17 protein-coding genes are annotated in these 22,996 nt (G+C 56.3%); 9 read left to right on the top strand and 8 right to left on the bottom strand.

Features of this window, described 5'->3' with window-relative positions; translation table 11 throughout:
* Positions 1 to 178: 178 nt before the first annotated feature.
* Entirely contained in the window at positions 179 to 1,069 is an 891-nt protein-coding gene (nadC, locus tag CSK29544_RS00770; protein WP_007897141.1) for a carboxylating nicotinate-nucleotide diphosphorylase, read from the bottom strand.
* A gap of 87 nt (positions 1,070 to 1,156) precedes the next feature.
* On the opposite strand from nadC, the gene ampD reads away from it, so the two are divergent.
* Positions 1,157 to 1,720 carry a 1,6-anhydro-N-acetylmuramyl-L-alanine amidase AmpD gene (ampD, locus tag CSK29544_RS00765; RefSeq protein WP_007897140.1) on the top strand — a complete coding sequence of 188 codons (564 nt, stop codon included), beginning with the start codon at positions 1,157 to 1,159 and terminating at the stop codon, positions 1,718 to 1,720.
* Positions 1,717 to 2,571, top strand: coding sequence for a beta-lactamase regulator AmpE (gene ampE / locus CSK29544_RS00760; protein ID WP_007897139.1), 855 nt, complete (start codon positions 1,717 to 1,719; stop codon positions 2,569 to 2,571). The genes ampD and ampE overlap by 4 nt, the downstream gene beginning before the upstream one ends.
* 19 nt (positions 2,572 to 2,590) lie before the next feature.
* Here the strand turns inward: ampE and CSK29544_RS00755 are convergent, their stop codons facing one another.
* From CSK29544_RS00755 to aroP, 3 genes are all read right to left on the bottom strand, one after another.
* Complete coding sequence (locus CSK29544_RS00755) at positions 2,591 to 3,544, bottom strand: glycoside hydrolase family 43 protein (RefSeq protein WP_007897138.1); 954 nt, start codon at positions 3,542 to 3,544, stop codon at positions 2,591 to 2,593.
* Positions 3,545 to 3,553: 9 nt separating this feature from the next.
* On the bottom strand, positions 3,554 to 4,954 hold the full coding sequence (locus tag CSK29544_RS00750; protein ID WP_007897137.1) for a glycoside-pentoside-hexuronide (GPH):cation symporter: 1,401 nt from the start codon (positions 4,952 to 4,954) through the stop codon (positions 3,554 to 3,556).
* 156 nt (positions 4,955 to 5,110) lie between these two features.
* A complete protein-coding gene (aroP, locus tag CSK29544_RS00745; protein ID WP_029039307.1) occupies positions 5,111 to 6,481 on the bottom strand; it encodes an aromatic amino acid transporter AroP in 1,371 nt (456 codons plus the stop codon).
* 542 nt (positions 6,482 to 7,023) lie between these two features.
* On the opposite strand from aroP, the gene pdhR reads away from it, so the two are divergent.
* The 5 genes from pdhR (at position 7,024) to traT (ending at position 15,297) form a co-directional block, all read left to right on the top strand.
* On the top strand, positions 7,024 to 7,788 hold the full coding sequence (pdhR, locus tag CSK29544_RS00740) for a pyruvate dehydrogenase complex transcriptional repressor PdhR (protein WP_004388376.1): 765 nt from the start codon (positions 7,024 to 7,026) through the stop codon (positions 7,786 to 7,788).
* Between the two features lie 255 nt (positions 7,789 to 8,043).
* Positions 8,044 to 10,707, top strand: coding sequence for a pyruvate dehydrogenase (acetyl-transferring), homodimeric type (aceE, locus tag CSK29544_RS00735; protein WP_007897134.1), 2,664 nt, complete (start codon positions 8,044 to 8,046; stop codon positions 10,705 to 10,707).
* A gap of 14 nt (positions 10,708 to 10,721) precedes the next feature.
* Positions 10,722 to 12,620, top strand: a complete 1,899-nt coding sequence (gene aceF, locus CSK29544_RS00730) for a pyruvate dehydrogenase complex dihydrolipoyllysine-residue acetyltransferase (protein WP_029039306.1) — start codon at positions 10,722 to 10,724, stop codon at positions 12,618 to 12,620.
* A gap of 206 nt (positions 12,621 to 12,826) precedes the next feature.
* Positions 12,827 to 14,251, top strand: coding sequence for a dihydrolipoyl dehydrogenase (gene lpdA / locus CSK29544_RS00725; RefSeq protein WP_004388373.1), 1,425 nt, complete (start codon positions 12,827 to 12,829; stop codon positions 14,249 to 14,251).
* Positions 14,252 to 14,565: 314 nt separating this feature from the next.
* Positions 14,566 to 15,297, top strand: coding sequence for a conjugal transfer complement resistance protein TraT (gene traT / locus CSK29544_RS00720; protein WP_004388372.1), 732 nt, complete (start codon positions 14,566 to 14,568; stop codon positions 15,295 to 15,297).
* A gap of 55 nt (positions 15,298 to 15,352) precedes the next feature.
* On the opposite strand, the gene CSK29544_RS00715 is transcribed toward traT, so the two are convergent.
* Both CSK29544_RS00715 and CSK29544_RS00710 read right to left on the bottom strand, forming a co-directional pair.
* Complete coding sequence (locus CSK29544_RS00715) at positions 15,353 to 16,147, bottom strand: DUF2950 family protein (protein ID WP_007897130.1); 795 nt, start codon at positions 16,145 to 16,147, stop codon at positions 15,353 to 15,355.
* A 13-nt stretch (positions 16,148 to 16,160) separates the two neighbouring features.
* Positions 16,161 to 17,645 carry a DUF3300 domain-containing protein gene (locus CSK29544_RS00710; protein ID WP_029039305.1) on the bottom strand — a complete coding sequence of 495 codons (1,485 nt, stop codon included), beginning with the start codon at positions 17,643 to 17,645 and terminating at the stop codon, positions 16,161 to 16,163.
* A 906-nt stretch (positions 17,646 to 18,551) separates the two neighbouring features.
* On the opposite strand from CSK29544_RS00710, the gene acnB reads away from it, so the two are divergent.
* On the top strand, positions 18,552 to 21,149 hold the full coding sequence (gene acnB / locus CSK29544_RS00705; protein WP_085959006.1) for a bifunctional aconitate hydratase 2/2-methylisocitrate dehydratase: 2,598 nt from the start codon (positions 18,552 to 18,554) through the stop codon (positions 21,147 to 21,149).
* Positions 21,150 to 21,235: 86 nt separating this feature from the next.
* Here acnB and CSK29544_RS00700 read toward each other — a convergent pair whose 3' ends face one another.
* Positions 21,236 to 21,616 carry a hypothetical protein gene (locus tag CSK29544_RS00700; RefSeq protein ID WP_004387876.1) on the bottom strand — a complete coding sequence of 127 codons (381 nt, stop codon included), beginning with the start codon at positions 21,614 to 21,616 and terminating at the stop codon, positions 21,236 to 21,238.
* 183 nt (positions 21,617 to 21,799) lie between these two features.
* Here CSK29544_RS00700 and yacL point away from each other — a divergent pair, with 183 nt between their 5' ends.
* Positions 21,800 to 22,165 (top strand): protein YacL, encoded by a 366-nt coding sequence (gene yacL, locus CSK29544_RS00695; protein WP_007707680.1) that lies wholly within the window; start codon positions 21,800 to 21,802, stop codon positions 22,163 to 22,165.
* Between the two features lie 28 nt (positions 22,166 to 22,193).
* On the opposite strand, the gene speD is transcribed toward yacL, so the two are convergent.
* Positions 22,194 to 22,988: an adenosylmethionine decarboxylase gene (speD, locus tag CSK29544_RS00690; RefSeq protein ID WP_004387874.1), complete on the bottom strand. Its 795-nt coding sequence runs from the start codon at positions 22,986 to 22,988 to the stop codon at positions 22,194 to 22,196.
* Between the last annotated feature and the right edge of the window lie 8 nt (positions 22,989 to 22,996).

Below are 22,996 nucleotides of genomic sequence, written 5' to 3'. Positions count from 1 at the left end.
AATCTGTCTTCAGAAGAAAATTATGTTGTTGCATGAAACTGCAACGCGGTTGCGTAACGTCTCGCAAATTGTTTAATAAACAACAGAGTGTTGAAAAAACACGGAGACAAAAAAGAGAGGACACAGGAAGATAACGGCAAGAAAAGGAGAGGGCAGGCGAAAACCTGCCCGGTATGAGTCAGCGAAAACGCATGGAGAGGTCGAGCGCGCGAATATGTTTAGTCAATGCACCCACAGAGATGAAATCCACGCCGGTTTCTGCGAATTCGCGCAGCGTTTCCAGCGTGACGTTGCCGGAAACTTCCAGCCGTGCCTGGCCCGCAGTACGTTTTACCGCTTCACGCATCTGATCGACGGTAAAGTTGTCGAGCATGATGATATCGGCACCGGCTTTCAGCGCGGCGTCCAGCTCATCAAGCGATTCCACCTCGACTTCTACCGGCACGTCAGGGTGCAGCCAGAACGCTTTCTCAACCGCCTGGCGCACCGAGCCGGAAGCGATAATATGGTTTTCTTTGATAAGAAAGGCATCAGAAAGCCCAAGACGATGGTTAGCGCCGCCGCCGCACAGTACCGCGTATTTCAGCGCGCTGCGCAGGCCCGGTATGGTTTTACGGGTGTCGAGCAGTTGTGTGCGCGTACCTTCCAGCAGCGCCACATAGCGGCGCACTTCGGTAGCCACACCGGAAAGCGTCTGGACGAAATTCAGCGCGGTGCGTTCGCCCGTCAGCAGAACGCGGGAGGCGCCTTCAAGCTCAAAAAGCGGCTGATCGGGCTGCACGTCGTCACCATCTTTTACGTGCCACGTGACGCGGACATCGCCGCCAAGCTGGATAAACACCTCATCAACCCAACGCTTACCGCAGAATACGCCCGCCTCGCGCGTAATGACGACCGCATGCGAGCGACTGTCTGGCGGTAACAACTGCGCGGTAATATCGCGGCTGGCATCGGTCTCGCCGCCAAGATCTTCACGCAGAGCCTGAGCGACGGTAAAGGGGATATCCAGGGCGATTCGTTCCAGTAGCGCGTCACGTCGATGGTCCGGATTGTAACGGCGAGGTGGCATGATATAACTCCAGATTGGTGGCTAATCAAAAGAATGAAACATGCTACTCTGAAGCGAGTTTGAGTACCACAGAAAGGAGAATTGCACATGCAGGTGAAAGATGGCTGGCTGGTGGATGCCCGGCACGCGCCCTCGCCGCATCATGACTGCCGGCCTGAGGATGAAGCGCCTTCGTTGCTGGTGGTGCATAACATCAGCCTGCCGCCGGGCGAGTTCGGTGGCCCGTGGATCGATGCGCTGTTCGCCGGTACGCTTGACCCTCAGGCGCACCCTTATTTCGCAGGCATCGCCCACCTGCGCGTTTCGGCGCACTGCCTGATTCGTCGCGATGGTGAAATTGTGCAGTATGTGCCTTTTAATAAACGCGCCTGGCACGCTGGCGTATCCTGCTACGAGGGGCGCGAGCGCTGCAACGACTTTTCTATTGGCATTGAGCTTGAAGGAACGGACACAGAGCCCTACACCGATGCGCAGTACCGGCAACTGGCCGCCGTGACGCGCACGCTGATAAGCCTTTACCCGGCGATGAAAAGTCATATGACCGGCCACAGCGATATCGCGCCTGAACGTAAAACCGATCCCGGTCCGGCTTTTGACTGGCCGCGCTTTCGCGCGCTGGTGGCCGACCCGTCTGATAAGGAGATGAGATGACGCTTTTCACCCTGCTGCTGGTGCTTATCGCCGAACGGCTTTTCAAACTGGGCGAGCACTGGCAACTGGATCATCGCCTTGAGCCGCTGTTTCGCCGCGTGCGCCACTTTTCGCTGTTCTTTACGCTCGGTATGGCAGTGCTGGCAATGTTGGTGGTCTTTCTGTGCCTGAACGCGCTGGAAGGCTGGTTCTTTAATGTGCCGCTGCTGATCTTCTGGATCTTAATCGGCGTGCTGTGTATCGGGGCGGGCGGGGTGCGCAGGCACTATCATGCTTACCTTAAAGCGGCGAGCCAGGATGACAGCCACGCGCGCGAAAACATGGCGTATGAGCTGACGCTTATTCACGGCGTGCCGCCGGGTTGCGATGAGCGTGAGTATTTGCGCGAACTGCAAAACGGTCTGTTGTGGATTAACTACCGCTTTTATCTGGCACCGATGTTCTGGTTTGTGGTGGGCGGTATGTGGGGGCCGGTGACGCTGACGGGTTATGCTTTCTTACGTGCCTGGCAGAGCTGGGTTGCCCGTCATCACACCCCGCACCAGCGATTGCTTTCGGGCATCGACGCCATATTGCATGTGCTGGACTGGGTGCCGGTGCGTCTTGCGGGCGTGGTGTATGCGCTCGTCGGGCATGGTGAGAAAGCGCTGCCTGCGTGGTTTGCCTCACTGCTCGATCGCTATACCTCGCAGTATCAGGTATTAACGGGCCTGGCGCAGTTTGCGCTGGCGCGTGAGCCACACGTGGATAAGGTAGCAACGCCGAGGGCGGCGGTGTCGATGGCGAAGAAAGCGACGCTGGTAATTGTGGTGGTGGTGGCGTTGTTAACGATTTACGGCACGCTCATGTGAGCGTGCCGCTGAAGATACCTCAGGGGTGATCGGCGGGCGGAGTGCCAAACTGCGGCATGCCGTCGTCATCCCAGGTGACCAGCTTCACGCGGGTATGGCGGTTCGGGTCCCAGAGCGGATCGCCTTCGATTTCCGTATAGTTGCGCGCATGGTAGACCAGCACGTCCTGACCATCCGGTGTCGTGGTGAAGCTGTTGTGGCCCGGTCCGTACTGCCGGTTTTCATAACTGGTGGTGAAAACGGGCTGCGGCGATTTATGCCAGTTACGCGAGTCACGTAAATCCGCCGCCTGATCTATCCAGAGCAGCCCCATGCAGTAGTTTTCGTCGGTGGCGCTCGCAGAGTAAGTCACGAACAGGCGTTCGCCGTGTTTCACCACCGCAGGGCCTTCGTTGACCAAAAAGCCGCGGCACTCCCACTCCAGCTCAGGCTTGCTCAGCATCACCGGCTCGCCTTTCAGCGTCCACGGATTTTCCATCTCACACAGATACAAATTAGAGTTACCCGGAATAGTCGGTGCTTTTTGCGCCCACAGATACCAGAGCTTGCCCTGATGTTCGAAGGTCGTGGCGTCCAGTGAGAAGGTATCGTAAGGCGTCTGAATCTGGCCTTTATCCGTCCAGGTGCCGGTCAGCGGGTCGCTGTCTGCACATTCCAGCACGTACATCCGGTGCTGAAACATATTGTCTTTCAGCGCGCGTGTCGGGGCCGCGGCGAAGTAGATGTACCATTTGCCATTGATGTAATGCAGCTCCGGTGCCCAGATGAGCTCGCTCATCGGCCCGGTATCCGGCTTACGCCAGACCACCACCGGTTGCGCCTGGCGCAGTGATTCAATCGACGGCGCGCGGCGAATTTCCAGCCGGTCATACTCCGGCACAGAGGCGATAAAGTAGTACTGGCCCTGATGGCGCAGAATAAATGGGTCAGCGCGCTGCTCAATCAGCGGGTTTGGCCAGGGTGAAGTATTCATCATCGCTCCTTACGGTTTTGCTTCCACAGGTTTAGTCTGCGGGTATTCAGACAGCTCGCGGTAGTTTTCGCGGCGTTTTTCGAGGTCGCTCTGAATACGCGCCATCAGTTCACGGTCCACTTTCAGCAGGCGAACAACGCCCGCGGTAATCAGATACCCGACGCCCGGGATCACGGTAAAGAGCATGAGGATGCCGTTAAGCGCTGTGGCGCTCTGGGCTTTGGCACCCGCGTCATAGCCATACCAGGAGAGCAGAAAGCCTACCAGCGCGCCAGCAATCGCCAGCCCTAATTTCAGGAAAAAGAGGTTGCCAGAGAAGCTAATGCCGGTGATGCGCTTGCCGGTTTTCCATTCGCCATAATCATCCACGTCCGCCATCAGCGACCAGTGCAGCGGCGATGGGATCTGATGCAGCACGTTCAGCAGGAAATACATCACCACAATCAGTACGGTGGCGTGCGGATTCAGGAAGTAGAAACCGCTGGAGAAAATCGCCAGCACGATGTTGGTCCAGAAGAAGACTTTCAGCTTGCACCAGCGGTCGGTCAGCACTTTGGCAAGCGTGCTGCCAATCATCATGCCGATCACGCCGAGGCTGATAAACATCGTGGCGAAACTGGTGCTCTGCTGCATAACCCAGGTGACGTAATACATGGTCGCCGCCATGCGGATAAAGCCCGGGCAGACGTTGCAGATGGTCAGCAGCAGAATGCGCACCCACTGGTCGTTTTTCCAGACATCTTTCAGATCGGCTTTTAAGTCGTCATTGGTCGGTACCGCCGGGCGGATGCGCTCGCGCACCGTGGCGAAACTGAACAGGAACATGCACATGCCGATCAACGCCAGAATGGTCATGGCGATTTGATAGCCTTTGGCTTTGTCCCCGCCGCCGAAGTAATCCACCATCGGCAGCAGCGTCAGGGAGAGCAGCAGCGTGGCGATACCCACCATCACAAAGCGATAAGACTGACAGGCGACACGCTCTTTCGGGTCATTGGTTATCACGCTGCCAAGCGAACAGTAGGGAATGTTGATGGCGGTGTAGGTAATGGAAAGCAGGAAGTAGGTCACAAAGGCATAGACAACTTTGCTGCTGTAGCTCCAGTCCGGCGTGGTAAACATCAGCACGCTGAATAACGCGTAGGGGAACGCTATCCACAGTAGCCATGGACGAAAACGCCCGAAGCGGCTGCGGGTGCGGTCGGCGATGGCACCCATAATCGGGTCGGTCACTGCGTCAATGACGCGAATCGACAGAAGCAATACGCCAACCAGCGCCGGGGCCAGGCCAAAAATATCGGTATAGAAGTAATTAACAAACAACATGATGGCGCCAAAGATAATATTGCAGCCAGCGTCACCCATTCCGTAGCCTATTTTTTCTTTGACAGAGAGTCTGCTGTTTTCCATCGACACATCTCCGGTGAATGATATGGACGGAAGTATCATTCGGCCTAAGCAAAACTGCGCAGCAGTAATAAGTCGCAGAGATGGATAATCGTGTTGTGCGAAGGAATTTGTGAGGAAGGTAACAACCCTCACCCGGACGAGTGAGGGTTTGATAGCTTAGCGGGCGTGCGCCGCTTTCGCTTTTTTCTCTTTAATGAAGTAACCGATAGCCAGGATAAGCAGCCATACCGGGATCAGCCACACGGAGATCGCCATACCCGGCGTCATCAGCATAATGACCAGCACCGCAGCCATAAAGAGCAGGCATAGCCAGTTGCCGAGCGGGTAGAAGAGCGCCGGGAAGCGCGGCGTCACCCCCTGTTGCTGTTTGGCGCGGCGAAAACGCATATGGGCAAGGCTAATCATCGCCCAGTTAATCACCAGCGCGGAAACCACCAGCGCCATCAGCAGGCCAAAGGCTTCCTGCGGGGCCAGGTAGTTAATCAGCACGCACAGCGCGGTAAAGGCGGCGGAGACCAGAATGGTGTTGACCGGCACGCCGCGCTTGTCGACTTTTTGCAGCGCTTTCGGGGCGTTGCCTTGTCTGGCGAGACCGAACAGCATACGGCTGTTGCAGTAAACGCAGCTGTTATAGACGGAGAGCGCCGCAGTCAGCACCACGATGTTGAGCGCGTTCGCCACGAGAGAGTCGCCCAGCTCATGGAAAATCAGAACAAACGGGCTGGTATCGGCCGTGATACGCGTCCACGGCAGCAGAGAGAGCAGCACCGCCAGCGAACCTACATAAAAGATAAGAATGCGATAGATAACCTGGTTGGTGGCTTTCGGAATGCTTTTTTCCGGCTCGTCGGCTTCCGCCGCCGTAATGCCGACCAGCTCCAGGCCGCCGAACGAGAACATGATAATCGCCATCATCATGACCAGCCCCGAGACGCCATGCGGCAGGAAGCCGCCATGTTCCCACAGGTTGCGCACCGTGGCCTGCGGGCCTGCGGTGCCGCTAAAGAGCAGCCAGGCGCCGAACAGGATCATCGCGACGACCGCGATAACTTTAATAATGGCGAACCAGAACTCCATCTCGCCGAATACTTTTACGTTGGTCAGGTTGATGGCGTTGATAACCACAAAGAAGACGGCGGCAGAGGCCCAGGTCGGGATCTCCGGCCACCAGAACTGGATATATTTACCGACTGCGGTCAGCTCCGCCATCGCCACCAGCACATACAGCACCCAGTAGTTCCAGCCGGACGCGAAGCCTGCGAAACCGCCCCAATATTTATAGGCAAAATGGCTAAAAGAGCCTGCCACCGGTTCTTCCACGACCATTTCGCCAAGCTGGCGCATGATCAGAAAGGCAATAAACCCCGCGATGGCGTAACCGAGAATAATCCCCGGCCCTGCGGACTGGATTACAGAGGCGCTGCCCAGAAACAGGCCCGTACCAATAGCACCACCCAGCGCGATAAGCTGAATATGGCGGTTTTTGAGGCCGCGCTTCAGCGTGTCGCCGTGCTGTTGACCTTCCATCATAAAACCTCGTTTGTGGTTATTTTTAATCCGCAGCGTGGCGCTGCTGTAATGTTGTTATGTCGCTGTGTGTAGTCTTTTCTTTACAGCCAATAAGGATGAAATTTCTAATAACGACTACCGCAGCGCCAAGAATAGTGATAAGCGCTGCCAAATGCACCTGCTTTCTCAGCGGGCACTCGCGGAGTGAATAAAAAGAAACCATTTGTAAATCGCTGCGGTTATTTCACGGACGGGCGCGCGTATTCATCTTAAGCGCAGATATTGAATAGATATTCATATTTTAAACTAATGAAACGGTTCAGGTTGCACGCCTTTACGTTTCATTTGAGTTAAAACTACCGCTTTTGAGGTAACGGGTTCATTTGCGCGGAGTTACATTTCTGAAACGTTATTTCTTTATCATTGTTAAAATATGCGGGCTTTCCTGATTTCAATCAAAACCAGGATGGACAGAAGGTGAATACTTTGTTACTTTACCAACACGAACGTTAAATTGGTCATACCAATTGACTCCGGGCGAATGGCAGAGACAGGGAATAATGGCCTACAGCAAAATCCGCCAACCAAAACTTTCCGATGTGATTGAGCAGCAACTGGAGTTTTTGATCCTCGAAGGGACGCTGCGTCCCGGCGAAAAACTGCCTCCTGAGCGCGAGCTGGCTAAACAGTTCGACGTTTCCCGACCCTCCCTGCGAGAGGCGATTCAGCGTCTCGAAGCGAAGGGCCTGCTGCTTCGTCGCCAGGGCGGCGGTACTTTTGTTCAGAGTACGCTCTGGCAAAGCTTCAGCGACCCGCTGGTAGAACTCCTCTCTGACCACCCCGAATCCCAGTTTGATCTTCTTGAGACGCGTCACGCGCTGGAAGGCATCGCTGCGTACTACGCGGCGCTGCGCAGCACCGACGAAGACAGAGCGCGGATGAGCGAATGTCATCAGGCTATTGAGCGCGCTCAGGAGTCCGGCGATCTGGACGCAGAATCAAACGCGGTGGTGCAGTATCAGATAGCGGTCACGGAAGCCGCGCATAATGTAGTGCTGCTTCATCTGCTACGCTGCATGGAGCCGATGCTGGCGCAAAACGTCCGTCAGAACTTCGAATTGCTCTACGCGCGACGTGAAATGCTGCCGCTGGTCAGCGGCCATCGCACCCGGATTTACGAGGCGATTATGGCGCGGGAGCCGGAGCAGGCGCGGGAAGCCTCGCATCGTCACCTGGCGTTCATTGAAGAAATTTTGCTGGACCGCAGCCGTGAGCAGAGCCGTCGTGACCGCTCGCTGCGTCGTCTGGAGCAACGTAAGAATTAATGTTTTTCCGGTTTGTGCCGGAAGATTTGTACCAAAAGCGCCATTGAAGCGCGGCAACTAAACCCAGAACCTGTCTTATTGCGCTTTGTTAAGTGCCCGTAGTTCAGGTTGCATCGCGGCGGCAAGATGAAGCCCTTGAAAAGAAAGGGGGCGCACAGCCGCTACAGACGCAGCCGGACGCTGTAAGAGCACAGAGTGCAATGGGACAGGTTCCAGATAAATCAACGTATTAGATAGATGATAAGGAATACCCCCATGTCAGAACGTTTACAAAATGACGTGGATCCGATCGAAACTCGCGACTGGCTACAGGCGATCGAATCGGTAATCCGTGAAGAAGGTGTTGAGCGTGCTCAGTATCTGATCGATCAGCTGCTTTCCGAAGCCCGTAAAGGCGGCGTGAACGTAGCGGCGGGCAGTGCCGCCCGTCAGTACATCAATACCATCCCCGTTGAAGAAGAGCCGGAATACCCGGGTAATCTGGAACTGGAGCGCCGTATTCGTTCTGCTATCCGCTGGAACGCCATTATGACCGTGCTGCGTGCGTCCAAAAAAGACCTCGAGCTCGGCGGCCACATGGCGTCCTTCCAGTCTTCCGCGACCGTCTACGAAGTGTGCTTTAACCACTTCTTCCGTGCGCGCAACGACAAAGACGGCGGCGACCTGGTGTACTTCCAGGGCCACATCTCTCCGGGCGTTTACGCGCGTGCGTTCCTTGAAGGCCGCCTGACCGAAGAGCAGATGAACAACTTCCGTCAGGAAGTTCACGGCAACGGTCTGTCCTCTTACCCGCACCCGAAACTGATGCCGGAATTCTGGCAGTTCCCGACCGTATCGATGGGCCTTGGCCCGATCGGCGCTATCTACCAGGCGAAGTTCCTGAAATATCTGGAACACCGCGGCCTGAAAGATACCTCTGAGCAGACCGTTTACGCGTTCCTCGGCGACGGTGAGATGGATGAGCCGGAATCTAAAGGCGCCATCACCATCGCGACCCGCGAAAAACTGGACAACCTGGTCTTCGTCATCAACTGCAACCTGCAGCGTCTGGACGGCCCGGTCACCGGTAACGGCAAAATCATCAACGAACTGGAAGGCATCTTCGAAGGCGCTGGCTGGAACGTTATCAAGGTGATGTGGGGTTCCCGTTGGGACGAGCTGCTGCGTAAAGACACCAGCGGCAAACTGGTTCAGCTGATGAACGAAACCGTTGACGGCGACTACCAGACCTTCAAATCCAAAAACGGCGCGTACGTGCGTGAGCACTTCTTCGGTAAATACCCGGAGACCGCAGCGCTGGTTGCAGACTGGTCTGACGATGAGATTTGGGCGCTGAACCGTGGCGGCCACGATCCGAAGAAAATCTACGCTGCATTCAAAAAAGCGAAAGAAACCAAAGGCAAAGCGACCGTTATCCTTGCTCACACCATTAAAGGTTACGGCATGGGCGACACCGCCGAAGGTAAGAACATCGCTCACCAGGTGAAGAAAATGAACATGGACGGCGTTCGCTACGTCCGCGATCGTTTCAGCGTGCCGGTGGCCGACGAAGACCTGGAAAAACTGCCGTACATCACCTTCCCGGAAGGCTCTGAAGAGTACAAGTACCTGCATGAACGCCGTCAGGCGCTGCACGGTTACCTGCCGTCTCGTCAGCCGAACTTCACCGAGAAGCTGGAGCTGCCGGCGCTGGAAGATTTCCGCTCCCTGCTGGATGAGCAGAGCAAAGAGATCTCCACCACCATCGCTTTCGTACGCGCCCTGAACGTGATGCTGAAAAACCCGTCTATCAAAGACCGTCTGGTTCCTATCATCGCGGACGAAGCCCGTACCTTCGGTATGGAAGGTCTGTTCCGTCAGATTGGTATCTACAGCCCGAACGGCCAGCAGTACACCCCGCAGGACCGTGAGCAGGTGGCGTACTACAAAGAAGACGAGAAAGGCCAGATTCTGCAGGAAGGGATCAACGAGCTGGGCGCAGGTTCTTCCTGGCTTGCCGCTGCGACCTCTTACAGCACCAACAACCTGCCGATGATCCCGTTCTACATCTACTACTCCATGTTCGGGTTCCAGCGTATCGGCGACCTGTGCTGGGCAGCAGGTGACCAGCAGGCGCGCGGCTTCCTGATCGGCGGTACTTCCGGTCGTACCACGCTTAACGGCGAAGGTCTGCAGCACGAAGATGGTCACAGCCACATTCAGTCGCTGACTATCCCGAACTGTATCTCCTACGATCCGGCTTACGCTTATGAAGTCGCTGTCATCATGCATGATGGTCTGCAGCGTATGTACGGCGAAGCGCAGGAAAACGTCTACTACTACATCACCACGCTGAACGAAAACTACCACATGCCGGCGATGCCGGAAGGTGCCGAGGAAGGTATCCGCAAAGGTATCTACAAACTCGAAACCCTCGAAGGTAGCAAAGGTAAAGTTCAGCTGCTGGGCTCCGGCTCTATCCTGCGTCACGTCCGTGAAGCGGCAGAGATTCTGGCGAAAGAGTACGGCGTAGGCTCCGATGTCTACAGCGTGACCTCCTTCACCGAACTGGCGCGCGACGGCCAGGACTGCGAGCGCTGGAACATGCTGCACCCGCTGGAAACGCCGCGTGTACCGTACATCGCTCAGGTGATGAACGACGCACCGGCGGTCGCTTCCACCGACTACATGAAACTGTTCGCCGAGCAGGTTCGTACTTATGTACCGGCTGATGATTATCGCGTACTGGGCACCGACGGCTTTGGCCGCTCTGACAGCCGCGAAAACCTGCGCCACCACTTCGAAGTTGACGCTTCTTACGTGGTTGTCGCTGCGCTGGGCGAACTGGCTAAACGTGGTGAAATCGATAAGAAAGTGGTGGCTGACGCTATCACCAAATTCAATATCGATGCAGAGAAAGTCAACCCGCGTCTGGCATAAGAGGTAAAGAAAGAATGGCTATCGAAATCAATGTACCGGACATCGGGGCGGACGAAGTTGAAGTCACCGAGATCCTGGTCAAAGTGGGCGACAAGGTTGAAGCTGAACAGTCGCTTATCACCGTAGAAGGCGACAAAGCCTCTATGGAAGTCCCGTCTCCGCAGGCGGGCGTGGTCAAAGAGATCAAAGTGTCCGTGGGCGACAAAGTCGAAACCGGCAAACTGATCATGATTTTCGATTCCGCCGAAGGTGCAGCAGCCGCTGCACCTGCGAAGGCTGAAGAGAAGAAAGAAGCCGCTCCGGCAGCAGCACCGGCAGCCGCGGCAGCAAAAGACGTTAACGTACCGGACATCGGCGGCGACGAAGTCGAAGTCACCGAGATCCTGGTGAAAGTCGGCGACAAAGTTGAAGCCGAGCAGTCTCTTATCACCGTAGAAGGCGACAAAGCCTCTATGGAAGTGCCGGCACCGTTCGCGGGCACCGTGAAAGAGATCAAAATCAACACCGGCGACAAAGTTTCCACTGGCTCCCTGATCATGGTCTTCGAAGTGGCGGGCGCTGCGTCTGCGGCTGAAGCCAAACCGCAGGTTACCGAGCAGGCGGCATCTGCACCGGCGGCAGCCGCTGGCGCGAAAGACGTCAACGTGCCGGATATCGGCGGCGATGAAGTCGAAGTGACCGAAGTGCTGGTGAAAGTGGGCGACAAAGTCACCGCTGAACAGTCTCTTATCACCGTAGAAGGCGACAAAGCCTCTATGGAAGTTCCGGCACCGTTCGCAGGTACCGTGAAAGAGCTGAAGGTGAACGTGGGCGATAAAGTCTCCACCGGGTCGCTTATCATGGTCTTCGAAGTAGAAGGCGCAGCGCCTGCGGTGGCTCCGGCGGCGAAACAGGAAGCGGCGGCTCCGGCTCCGGCGGCGAAAGCTGACAAACCGGCTGCGGCTCCGGCGAAAGCCGAAGGCAAATCTGAATTTGCTGAAAACGACGCTTACGTCCACGCGACGCCGCTGATCCGCCGCCTGGCGCGCGAATTCGGCGTGAACCTCGCGAAAGTGAAAGGCACCGGTCGTAAAGGCCGCATCCTGCGCGAAGACGTTCAGGCTTACGTGAAAGACGCGGTTAAACGTGCCGAATCCGCACCTGCCGCTGGCGCGACCGGTGGTTCTCTGCCGGGCCTGCTGCCGTGGCCGAAAGTGGACTTCAGCAAGTTTGGTGAAGTGGAAGAAGTGGAACTGGGCCGTATCCAGAAAATCTCTGGCGCGAACCTGAGCCGTAACTGGGTGATGATCCCGCACGTTACGCACTTCGACAAAACCGATATCACCGATCTGGAAGCGTTCCGTAAGCAGCAGAACGCCGAAGCTGAGAAGCGTAAGCTGGATGTGAAGATCACCCCGGTTGTCTTCATCATGAAAGCCGTTGCCGCTGCCCTTGAGCAGATGCCGCGCTTTAACAGCTCGCTGTCTGAAGACGGTCAGCGTCTGACGCTGAAAAAATACATCAACATCGGCGTGGCGGTGGATACCCCGAACGGCCTGGTTGTACCGGTGTTCAAAGATGTGAACAAGAAAGGCATCATCGAGCTTTCTCGCGAGCTGATGACCATCTCCAAAAAAGCGCGCGATGGCAAGTTGACCGCCGGCGAAATGCAGGGCGGCTGCTTCACCATCTCCAGCATCGGCGGCCTGGGCACCACCCACTTCGCGCCGATCGTGAACGCGCCGGAAGTGGCTATCCTCGGCGTCTCCAAGTCTGCGATGGAGCCGGTGTGGAATGGTAAAGAGTTCGTGCCGCGCCTGATGCTGCCGATCTCTCTGTCCTTCGACCACCGCGTGATCGACGGTGCTGATGGTGCGCGTTTCATCACCATCATCAACAACACCCTGTCGGACATTCGCCGCCTGGTGATGTAAGCGAAAAGCCGGCCTGACGGCCGGCTTTTTTCTGGTAATTCCGCCTGACTGTGCGAAATTATCAGGTGCCAAAAGGATTCGTCTGCCGTTTGTTGTTTCAAAATTGTTAACAGTTTTGTAAAATGCGAGCGGATAGAACGTCCCGGTGGATGATGGGCGTTAAAACTTAAGCGTCAGACCCGCCGGAAAATTACAAAGAGGTCATGATGAGTACTGAAATCAAAACTCAGGTCGTGGTACTTGGGGCAGGCCCGGCAGGTTACTCTGCAGCCTTCCGTTGCGCTGACTTAGGTCTGGAAACCGTAATCGTCGAGCGTTACAGCACCCTGGGCGGTGTTTGCCTGAACGTAGGCTGTATCCCTTCTAAAGCGCTGCTGCACGTAGCGAAAGTTATCGAAGAAGCCAAAGCGCTTGCCGAGCACGGCATCGTTTTCGGCGAGCCGAAAACCGACATTGATAAAATCCGCACCTGGAAAGAAAAAGTCATCAATCAGCTGACCGGCGGTCTGTCTGGTATGGCCAAAGGCCGTAAAGTGAAAGTGGTGAACGGCCTGGGTAAATTCACCGGCGCGAACACCCTGGAAGTGGAAGGCGAGAACGGCAAAACCGTGATTAACTTCGACAACGCGATCATCGCGGCGGGTTCTCGTCCGATTCAGCTGCCGTTTATTCCGCATGAAGATCCGCGCGTATGGGATTCCACCGACGCACTGGAACTGAAAGAAGTGCCGAAGCGTATGCTGGTTATGGGCGGCGGTATCATCGGTCTGGAGATGGGTACCGTTTACCACGCGCTGGGTTCAGAGATCGACGTGGTTGAAATGTTCGACCAGGTTATCCCGGCTGCCGACAAAGACGTAGTGAAAGTCTTCACCAAACGCATCAGCAAGAAATTCAACCTGATGCTGGAAACCAAAGTGACTGCCGTTGAAGCGAAAGAAGACGGTATTTACGTTTCCATGGAAGGCAAAAAAGCGCCGGCGGAAGCGCAGCGTTACGACGCGGTGCTGGTAGCTATCGGCCGTGTGCCGAACGGCAAAAACCTGGATGCAGGCAAAGCGGGCGTGGAAGTGGACGACCGTGGCTTTATCCGCGTTGACAAACAAATGCGCACCAACGTGCCGCACATCTATGCGATCGGCGATATCGTCGGTCAGCCGATGCTGGCGCACAAAGGCGTTCACGAAGGTCACGTTGCCGCTGAAGTTATCGCGGGCATGAAACACTACTTCGACCCGAAAGTTATCCCGTCTATCGCTTACACCGAGCCGGAAGTGGCATGGGTGGGTCTGACCGAGAAAGAAGCGAAAGAGAAAGGCATCAGCTACGAAACTGCCACCTTCCCGTGGGCAGCCTCTGGCCGTGCTATCGCTTCCGATTGCGCAGACGGCATGACCAAACTGATTTTCGACAAAGAAACCCACCGTGTCATCGGCGGCGCGATTGTCGGCACCAACGGCGGCGAGCTGCTGGGTGAAATCGGTCTGGCTATCGAAATGGGTTGTGACGCGGAAGATATCGCGCTCACCATCCACGCGCACCCGACCCTGCACGAGTCCGTAGGTCTGGCGGCAGAAGTGTTCGAAGGCAGCATTACCGACCTGCCGAACCCGAAAGCGAAGAAAAAGTAAGTTTTCTCGCAAAAATAAACGCCTCTTCGGAGGCGTTTTTTATGGCTGTTATTCAGCAGTGCGTCTTCCCTTATTCTTTAACTACCTAATCTGGTAGGAAATTTTCGCTAATCTTCTTCCTTGTATCGCCGATAACAACGTAATAAAGGCGTTTTTGCCGCCGACGGCACGCTCTGGATGCTCAGGACTGTGTGGACAAGGAACGTATTCATCCCCGCTTTGCTTTGCTCATCTCAACACGGTGACGGCGTCTTGCTGTCAACGGCGTGTCTCTTTTTTTCACTCGGGTGACTTTCAATAAAAAAGGAAAAGGTATGTCTGTAAAAAAACTGGCTGTCGTTAGCCTGGTATTAGCCGCGTTTACCCTCACTGGCTGCGGGGCAATGACCACCGCTATCAAGAAACGCAATCTTGAGGTGAAAACCCAGATGAGCCAGACCATCTGGCTTGAGCCGTCTTCTGAGAAAACCGTGTATATCCAGGTGAAAAACACGTCAGACAAAGACATGAGTAACCTGCAAACCCTGCTGGCGAACGATCTCTCCGCCAAAGGGTACAAAGTCACCAGCTCGCCTGACTCTGCCTACTACTGGATCCAGGCGAACGTCCTGAAAGCCGACAAAATGGATCTGCGTGAAGCGCAGGGCTACCTGAAAACCGGTTATGAAGGCGCCGTCGCGGGTGCCGCGCTGGGTGCGGGCATCACCGCGTACAACAGCAATTCTTCCGGCGCGGCGTTAGGCGTTGGCCTGGCGGCGGGGCTTATCGGCATGGCGGCTGATGCGATGGTCGAAGATGTGAACTATACAATGGTCACCGACCTGCAAATTTCCGAGCGCAGCAAAGCGACAGTGACGACGGATAATATTGCCGCGCTGCGTCAGGGCACCTCCGGCGTGAAGCTGCAAACCAGCACCGAGCAGGGTAACCGTGCGAAATACCAGACGCGTGTGGTGTCCAGCGCCAACAAAGTTAACCTGAAATTTGAAGAAGCTAAGCCTGCGCTGGAAGCGCAGCTGGCGAAATCTGTCGCCAGCATTCTGTAAGCGGCATAACGATGGGCCGTCAGTACACGGCCCATCGGTTTTTTGCGTAAAATCCTTACGGAGCGACGGGGTCCCACGTGTTATCGAGATGAGCCGGGTCAATAGTGCTGGCGCGCTGCGCCGTATCCGTCCCCAGGTTTGCCTGAAGCACCCGATCGTCCAGCTTTACAATAAAACTCATTACGCCCGTTTCGCCGTAGCTAACAGGCCAGGCTAACATCGCAAAGCCGTTGTCGTGAGTGGGCAAAAGGCGGAAATGATAGCCGTGATAGCCCATAACCTGCTGTTGCGGGCTGAACGCCGGGCCAAGCGGACTTGGCGCTTCACCGGGTTTCACCGGCCAGTAGAGGCCATCTTTTTTCCCCTCGCTGCTGACAATTTTCTCTGCGTAACGCTGATTCAGGGCGTAATAGCTCTGCTGAGCATCGACGCCGGCATGGAGTGCGGTAATCGCGGCGAGTTCGTTGCGCCCGATCGTGCGGGTGAGAATTTCCTCCGCCGCGCCCTGCATGTCGAACTGCCAGCCCTGCGCGTGTTTGACGAGAGGAACGGGCAATTGCCAGTCCTGCGCGCCCACTTGCAGATGCGCCGTATCACCCTGCAGGACGATATGATGATTTACTTTCCAGTCGCGCAGAAAACGGCTGACTTCCTCAGGATCGGCACCTTCGGGTGGCAAAATCTCGCGCCACGCATCGCCAAGAAGATGATTTAAGGCCGCCTCGTCGTGTGTCGAAATTGCCTGCGTCAGGGCGTCAGCGGCCTGATCCGGCGTGCTGAATTGCGCCTGCGCAAAGGCGTGCGATGCGGACAACCCGAACGCCAGCGCGGCGAGAAATGTCGATTTCACCTTTTTCTCCTTCTTAGTGATGGCGTTCATGCTGACGATGCTCAATGTGCCGCTCTCTTACCGGCGTGTCCGGGCGGTGGGTTGCCGCCAGATGCCGGCTTTCGATGCCGCGCTGCTGTTGCACCTGCCAGCGGGCGGAACGGCTGTCGTTACCGCTGAACGCGCTGGCGTGCAGATCGCGATAAGGCGCGTGTCGTGTCGCGTCATGGAAAGGGCGTTCCGACGCGTTATGCGCGTGACTGGCCAGCCGTGCGCTTTCGGGTTTGATATCGTAACCGCGATAGTTGCTACGCTGGGCGCGCGCCTGCAACGACTGTCGGGCGGCCTGGTGCGGGGTATTCACCGTGGCACTGTGTCCCGTGGCCTGCTGAAAGCGCGCGGCCGCCGCCTGGCGCTGCGAGGCGCGGTTGTCGGCAATAGGGTCTGTTGCGCTGGCAGGGCGGTGAAGCGGTGTGACGACACGGGTATCGGGATTGTCCATACCGTTGCGATACGCCGGATTGGGGTGCCAGGGCATCGTGTTTCCGCGCCGGTTTTCACCGGTTATTCGGTTGTAGTTATTCACGTTAATATTGATGTTATCGCCATTGTGCCAGTAGCCGCCGTCGTGGCGATCGTGATGATGGTAGTCATCGTCATGATGATGGTGGTGGTCATCATCATCATCCCAGTCAATGGCGCTGAAAAGCGCATACGTTGTGGCGACACCAAGACTGTAGCCTAATCCCCTCACAAAACTGTTGCCGAACTGCTCGCCGGGCGTTGGCGGCAAATAAACAGGCGGGTACGCCGGGTTCTGCCAGGTGCCATACACGGTTGCCGGATTATAGGTGGGCACATACACCATCTCGGGGCTCGCCGGTTCAATTTCGATAACGGTTGAACTGCGCGGCGCGGCGGCAGGTTTTTCCGGTGAGACTGGCGGCGCGGTTCTGGTGATGGTTGTTACCTTTTGCTGTGGCGAAGAGGTGAGCGCGCCAGTCTGTTGAGCCAGCGCGCGCAGGCGCTGTACCGACGCCATGACGTCATCAGGCTGCGCCAGAAAAGCATCGCCCAGGTTTTGTATCCACGGCGGGTTCTGCCCCAGCAGTGACATTAATTGCGGAAACGCCACCAGGGATTTAACGCTGGCGTCCCACGGCTGCCCGGCGACTGCCTGAATGGCGGCGTCGCCCTGGAGCGTGGGATGGTCCTGTGACCACTGCGCGGCCTGCACCATATTCATCGGGTAAGTGGAGGCCATCAGGATCTGCGACAACAGCGCATCAGGGTAGAGCGCGATGGGCGCGACCCACTGGTCGATTTGCGCGGCGGAATATGTCGGTGTGGTTGCGGGCGCAGGCGTGGGTTGAGGCGGCACCGGCGCGGTGGGTAGTGCCGCGACAGGCGCTTCGGCGGCGGAAGGCACCTGACTTTTCACAAACAGGACGCCTGAGGCGCCGAACAGCCCGGCGCTGCACAGCAACGCGAGCAGGTGTGGCTTTAAAGGCAACTTCATAGATGACTCCGGGGCTCATGGCGCCATACGGGCGCTGACGTTGCCGCGAGTATTATCTACCCGAGTTTTCCTTTTTTAACCTTAACAGGGAAAGGGACGCGTGAGTCCGGAATAAGAGTGTGAGTATTTATTACGCAATTATAACTGATAACGAAGCGCAGGGTAGGGAGTCGTAAAAGACCGCCCTTGCGGGCGGTCAGCAGCTTAATTGCCCAGATTCAACACCAGCAGCACCGTGATGTCGGAAATATTCCAGCCACCGTGTGATGCCGCCAGCAGTGAACCCAGCGCAACGATGAGCGCAAAAAGCCAACGCATCTCCATTGCGAGTAGTCCCGAAGGCGCTACGTTGATCCTCTCTTCACCGGGAAAGGCAGAACCAGGCAAGTGTGTTATACCTGCCACGTAGGTTGTTGGAACTGCTTCCGGGCCCGGTGACTGGCTGCTACCCCAGCGAAGCAGGCCAGGCGCTACTGTAGCGAGCCGGAGAAAAGGCTCAAAGGGCTTTTCGGCGTTTGCAGCGACTTACATGTAAATTCTGAAAGCGGTACGCAAAACGTACATCCGGGCTTGCGGGCCTGTCTTTCTGATGTCACTATTTGCCCTGTGTTATACCTGCCATATAATCTGTGCAACGGTGTCTGCTACCACTCGCGCACAACAGAGAAACCGCCACCCGGCGGTTTTTTTGTGCCCGAAAACACACTTCTGAAACGTGTTCTGCGTAGCTTAACGATTCAGCAAAGATTTAATGTTGCTTTTTTGTAAACAGATTAACACCCCACCAAATTCCTGCTATTCTGCCCGTCGCGGATCCGGGCATTTACCCTACAAACTGCTGTCTCACAGGAGCGTGAAGAGAGAAGCCTGGCTCCCACTATGACAATGAGAGCGAGGAGAACCGTCGTGCTAGAAGAATACCGTAAGCACGTAGCTGAGCGTGCCGCCGAGGGGATTGTAGCCAAACCCTTAGATGCAACCCAAATGGCCGCACTCGTCGAGCTGCTGAAGAACCCGCCCGCGGGTGAAGAAGAGTTTCTGTTAGACCTGCTGACCAACCGTGTACCCCCTGGCGTTGACGAAGCCGCCTATGTAAAAGCAGGTTTCCTTGCCGCTGTCGCCAAAGGCGAAGCCACCTCCCCGCTGGTCACCCCTGAAAAAGCCGTTGAACTGTTAGGCACCATGCAGGGCGGTTATAACATTCATCCGCTGATTGAAGCGCTGGATAACGACAAACTGGCACCGATCGCCGCCAAAGCGCTGTCCCACACGCTGCTGATGTTCGATAACTTCTACGATGTCGAAGAGAAAGCGAAAGCGGGCAACGCTTACGCGAAGCAGATCATGCAGTCCTGGGCGGACGCCGAATGGTTCCTGTCGCGCCCGGCGCTGGCAGAAAAAATCACCGTCACCGTGTTTAAAGTGACCGGTGAAACCAACACCGACGATCTCTCACCTGCGCCGGATGCTTGGTCGCGTCCGGATATTCCGCTGCACGCTCTGGCGATGCTGAAAAACGCCCGCGAAGGCATTGAGCCGGATCAGCCGGGCAGCGTTGGCCCGATCAAACAGATTGAAGCGCTCCAGCAGAAAGGTTTCCCGCTGGCCTACGTTGGCGACGTCGTGGGCACCGGCTCATCGCGTAAATCCGCCACCAACTCCGTGCTGTGGTTTATGGGCGACGACATCCCGTACGTGCCGAACAAACGCGGCGGCGGCGTGGTGCTTGGCGGCAAAATCGCGCCGATTTTCTTCAACACGATGGAAGATGCGGGCGCGCTGCCGATCGAAGTGGATGTGTCAAACCTGAACATGGGCGATGTGATTGACATCTACCCGTTCAAAGGTGAAGTGCGCCACCACGAAACCGGTGAGCTGCTGGCGAATTTTGAACTGAAAACCGACGTGCTGATCGACGAAGTACGCGCGGGCGGTCGTATTCCGCTGATCATCGGCCGCGGCCTGACCACCAAAGCGCGTGAAGCACTGGGCCTGCCGCACAGCGACGTGTTCCGTCATGCGAAAGATGTGGCTGAAAGCAATCGCGGCTACTCGCTGGCGCAAAAAATGGTCGGTCGCGCCTGCGGCGTCGCGGGTGTCCGTCCGGGGGCCTATTGCGAGCCGAAAATGACCTCCGTGGGTTCTCAGGACACCACCGGTCCGATGACCCGTGATGAACTGAAAGATCTGGCGTGCCTCGGCTTCTCCGCCGATCTCGTGATGCAGTCCTTCTGCCACACGGCGGCGTATCCGAAGCCGGTTGACGTCACCACGCATCACACGCTGCCGGACTTCATCATGAACCGCGGCGGCGTGTCGCTGCGTCCTGGCGACGGCGTGATCCACTCCTGGCTGAACCGTATGCTGCTGCCGGATACCGTCGGCACCGGCGGCGACTCCCACACCCGTTTCCCGATCGGGATTTCGTTCCCGGCGGGCTCTGGCCTGGTGGCGTTCGCTGCCGCGACCGGCGTGATGCCGCTCGATATGCCGGAATCGGTGCTGGTGCGCTTTAAGGGCCAGATGCAGCCGGGCATTACGCTTCGCGATCTGGTACATGCGATCCCGTATTACGCCATTCAGCAGGGCCTGCTGACCGTTGAGAAGAAAGGGAAGAAAAACATCTTCTCGGGCCGCATCCTGGAAATCGAAGGTTTGCCGGACCTGAAAGTGGAGCAGGCGTTTGAGCTGACCGACGCCTCTGCCGAGCGTTCTGCGGCGGGCTGCACCATCAAGCTCAACAAAGAACCGATCATCGAGTATCTCAACTCCAACATCGTGTTGCTGAAGTGGATGATTGCAGAAGGCTACGGCGATCGCCGTACGCTGGAGCGTCGTATTCAGGGCATGGAGAAGTGGCTTGCCGATCCGCAACTGCTGGAAGCGGATGCTGACGCGGAATACGCGGCGGTGATCGAGATCGATCTCAACGAGATCAAAGAGCCGATTCTCTGCGCGCCGAACGACCCGGACGACGCACGTCTGCTCTCTGACGTGACCGGCGATAAAATTGACGAAGTGTTTATCGGTTCGTGCATGACCAACATCGGTCACTTCCGTGCGGCCGGTAAGCTGCTGGATACCCATAAAGGCCAGCTGCCGACCCGTCTGTGGGTGGCGCCGCCGACCCGTATGGACGCCGCGCAGCTCACCGAAGAGGGCTACTACAGCGTCTTTGGTAAGAGCGGTGCGCGTATCGAGATCCCGGGCTGCTCGCTGTGCATGGGTAACCAGGCGCGCGTGGCGGACGGCGCGACGGTGGTGTCCACCTCGACCCGTAACTTCCCGAACCGTCTCGGTACCGGCGCGAACGTCTACCTGGCGTCTGCCGAACTCGCCGCCGTCGCGGCGCTGATTGGCCGTCTGCCGACGCCGGAAGAGTATCAGCAGTTCATGTCCCAGGTGGATAAAACCGCCGTGGACACCTACCGTTACCTGAACTTCGACCAGCTTGATCAGTACACTGAGAAAGCGGACGGCGTGATTTTCCAGACGGCGGTATAACGCACCTCTGCCCGGCGTTATTCGCGTCGGGACAGACAGTAAAAAGGGAAGCCCAATGGCTTCCCTTTTTTATTGCGGTTAACGGCTCACGACTCCGCTTTGCCGTCGTAGCGCGGCAGGCTCACCACCGGATAAGTAAACTCGCCTTCCACCTGACAGCGCTCCGGTTTCTGCTTACCGGCGTCAAACAGCACATAGCGCTCTTTGTCGGGGAAATAGATCAGATCGTCGCCGTTACGAAACGAAATCATTTCATAAGGCACGCCGTTGTCGGTTTTGCTCTTTTCAATGCCGGAGGCTATCTGGAAGTGATCTTTCCACTTCATCGTGGAGAGGTGATATTTAAAAAACGAGACCAGCACATTGCCGCGATTAACGCATTCAAGGCGAACCGCTTCACCGGCATACGCGTGGGAGAGCGGCAGCGCGACGAGCAGCAGCGCGCGGCGCAGAAGAGTAAAGTTCACAGGCAACCTCAATACAACAGCACTTAAGATAAACCAAGAGTAACACAGCTCATGCAACGGCTTGTCTACAAGGGTGTTGTCAGTTTCGTCGGCGGCTGCGCTTTTCTTTCCGTTTCATGCTGCGATAATAACAAGAGATAAACAAAGCAGCGGCCAGGCGACGCCCGGCCAGAGGAAAACACCATGGATTATGAATTCTTGCGCGACATCACCGGCGTGGTGAAAGTCCGTCTCTCAATGGGCCACGAAGCGCTCGGGCACTGGTTCAACGAAGAGGTGAAAGGCAATCTGGCGCTGCTGGATGAAGTCGAAGCGGCGGCGCGCGACGTCAAGGGCAGCGAGCGGCAGTGGCAGAAAACCGGCCATGAATACACGCTGTGGCTGGATGGCGAAGAAGTCATGGTGCGCGCCAATCAACTGGAATTCTCCGGCGACGAAATGGAAGAAGGAATGAGCTACTACGATGAAGAAAGCCTGTCGCTCTGCGGCGTTGAGGATTTCCTTCAGGTGGTGCAGGCGTACCGCGATTTTCTGGCGCAATACGGATAACGGCGGCGCTTCCGTGCGCCGCGCAGGATCATACGGACGGGATATTGCGTCCGTAATAGATTTCACGCATCTCTTTCCAGAGCTGGTCGGTAATGACCTTGCGCTCTTCTTCGGTTAACTCTTCCGGCCGGGTGTGGAACATGTAGTGCTTAAGGTCGAACTCTTTAAGCAACATTTTGGTATGGAAGATATTTTCCTGATAAACGTTCACATCCATCATGTCATACAGCGATTTAATGTCGTCTGACATAAAGTTCTGTATCGAGTTAATCTCATGATCGATAAAGTGTTTCATACCGTTGACGTCGCGGGTAAAGCCGCGCACGCGGTAGTCGATAGTCACGATATCGGACTCAAGCTGATGGATTAAATAATTCAGCGCCTTCAGAGGCGAAATCACGCCGCAGGTTGACACTTCAATGTCGGCGCGGAAAGTACACAGGCCGCCTTCCGGGTGGCTTTCCGGGTAGGTGTGGACGCAGATATGGCTCTTGTCGAGGTGCGCGACCACGGTTTCCGGCAGCGGGCCGGGGTGCTCGGTTTTGTCGATAAGCTGCGGGTCGACCGGCTCTTCGCTCACCAGAATCGTGACGCTGGCACCCTGTGGCTCATAGTCCTGACGTGCGATATTCAGAATATTGGCGCCGATAATCGAGCAGGTTTCCGTCAGGATTTCCGTAAGACGGTTGGCGTTATAGAGTTCATCGATATACGCGATATAGCCATCGCGTTCTTCCGCCGTTTTGGCGTAGCAAATATCGTAAATACAAAAACTCAGGCTTTTGGTCAGGTTGTTAAAGCCATGCAGTTTCAGCTTTTTCAATTTTTATC

This window comes from Cronobacter sakazakii (assembly GCF_000982825.1).
GTDB lineage: Bacteria > Pseudomonadota > Gammaproteobacteria > Enterobacterales > Enterobacteriaceae > Cronobacter > Cronobacter sakazakii.
The sequence above is the reverse complement of the archived record's forward strand: the minus strand, read 5'-3'. Positions and strand labels throughout refer to the sequence as shown.

Bases quoted from the DNA above. Each gene is read 5' to 3' on its own strand.
- nadC (WP_007897141.1), bottom strand. From the start codon at position 1,069: ATGCCACCTCGCCGTTACAATCCGGACCATCGACGTGACGCGCTACTG.
- ampD (WP_007897140.1), top strand. From the start codon at position 1,157: ATGCAGGTGAAAGATGGCTGGCTGGTGGATGCCCGGCACGCGCCCTCG.
- ampE (WP_007897139.1), top strand. From the start codon at position 1,717: ATGACGCTTTTCACCCTGCTGCTGGTGCTTATCGCCGAACGGCTTTTC.
- CSK29544_RS00755 (WP_007897138.1), bottom strand. From the start codon at position 3,544: ATGAATACTTCACCCTGGCCAAACCCGCTGATTGAGCAGCGCGCTGAC.
- CSK29544_RS00750 (WP_007897137.1), bottom strand. From the start codon at position 4,954: ATGGAAAACAGCAGACTCTCTGTCAAAGAAAAAATAGGCTACGGAATG.
- aroP (WP_029039307.1), bottom strand. From the start codon at position 6,481: ATGGAAGGTCAACAGCACGGCGACACGCTGAAGCGCGGCCTCAAAAAC.
- pdhR (WP_004388376.1), top strand. From the start codon at position 7,024: ATGGCCTACAGCAAAATCCGCCAACCAAAACTTTCCGATGTGATTGAG.
- aceE (WP_007897134.1), top strand. From the start codon at position 8,044: ATGTCAGAACGTTTACAAAATGACGTGGATCCGATCGAAACTCGCGAC.
- aceF (WP_029039306.1), top strand. From the start codon at position 10,722: ATGGCTATCGAAATCAATGTACCGGACATCGGGGCGGACGAAGTTGAA.
- lpdA (WP_004388373.1), top strand. From the start codon at position 12,827: ATGAGTACTGAAATCAAAACTCAGGTCGTGGTACTTGGGGCAGGCCCG.
- traT (WP_004388372.1), top strand. From the start codon at position 14,566: ATGTCTGTAAAAAAACTGGCTGTCGTTAGCCTGGTATTAGCCGCGTTT.
- CSK29544_RS00710 (WP_029039305.1), bottom strand. From the start codon at position 17,645: ATGAAGTTGCCTTTAAAGCCACACCTGCTCGCGTTGCTGTGCAGCGCC.
- yacL (WP_007707680.1), top strand. From the start codon at position 21,800: ATGGATTATGAATTCTTGCGCGACATCACCGGCGTGGTGAAAGTCCGT.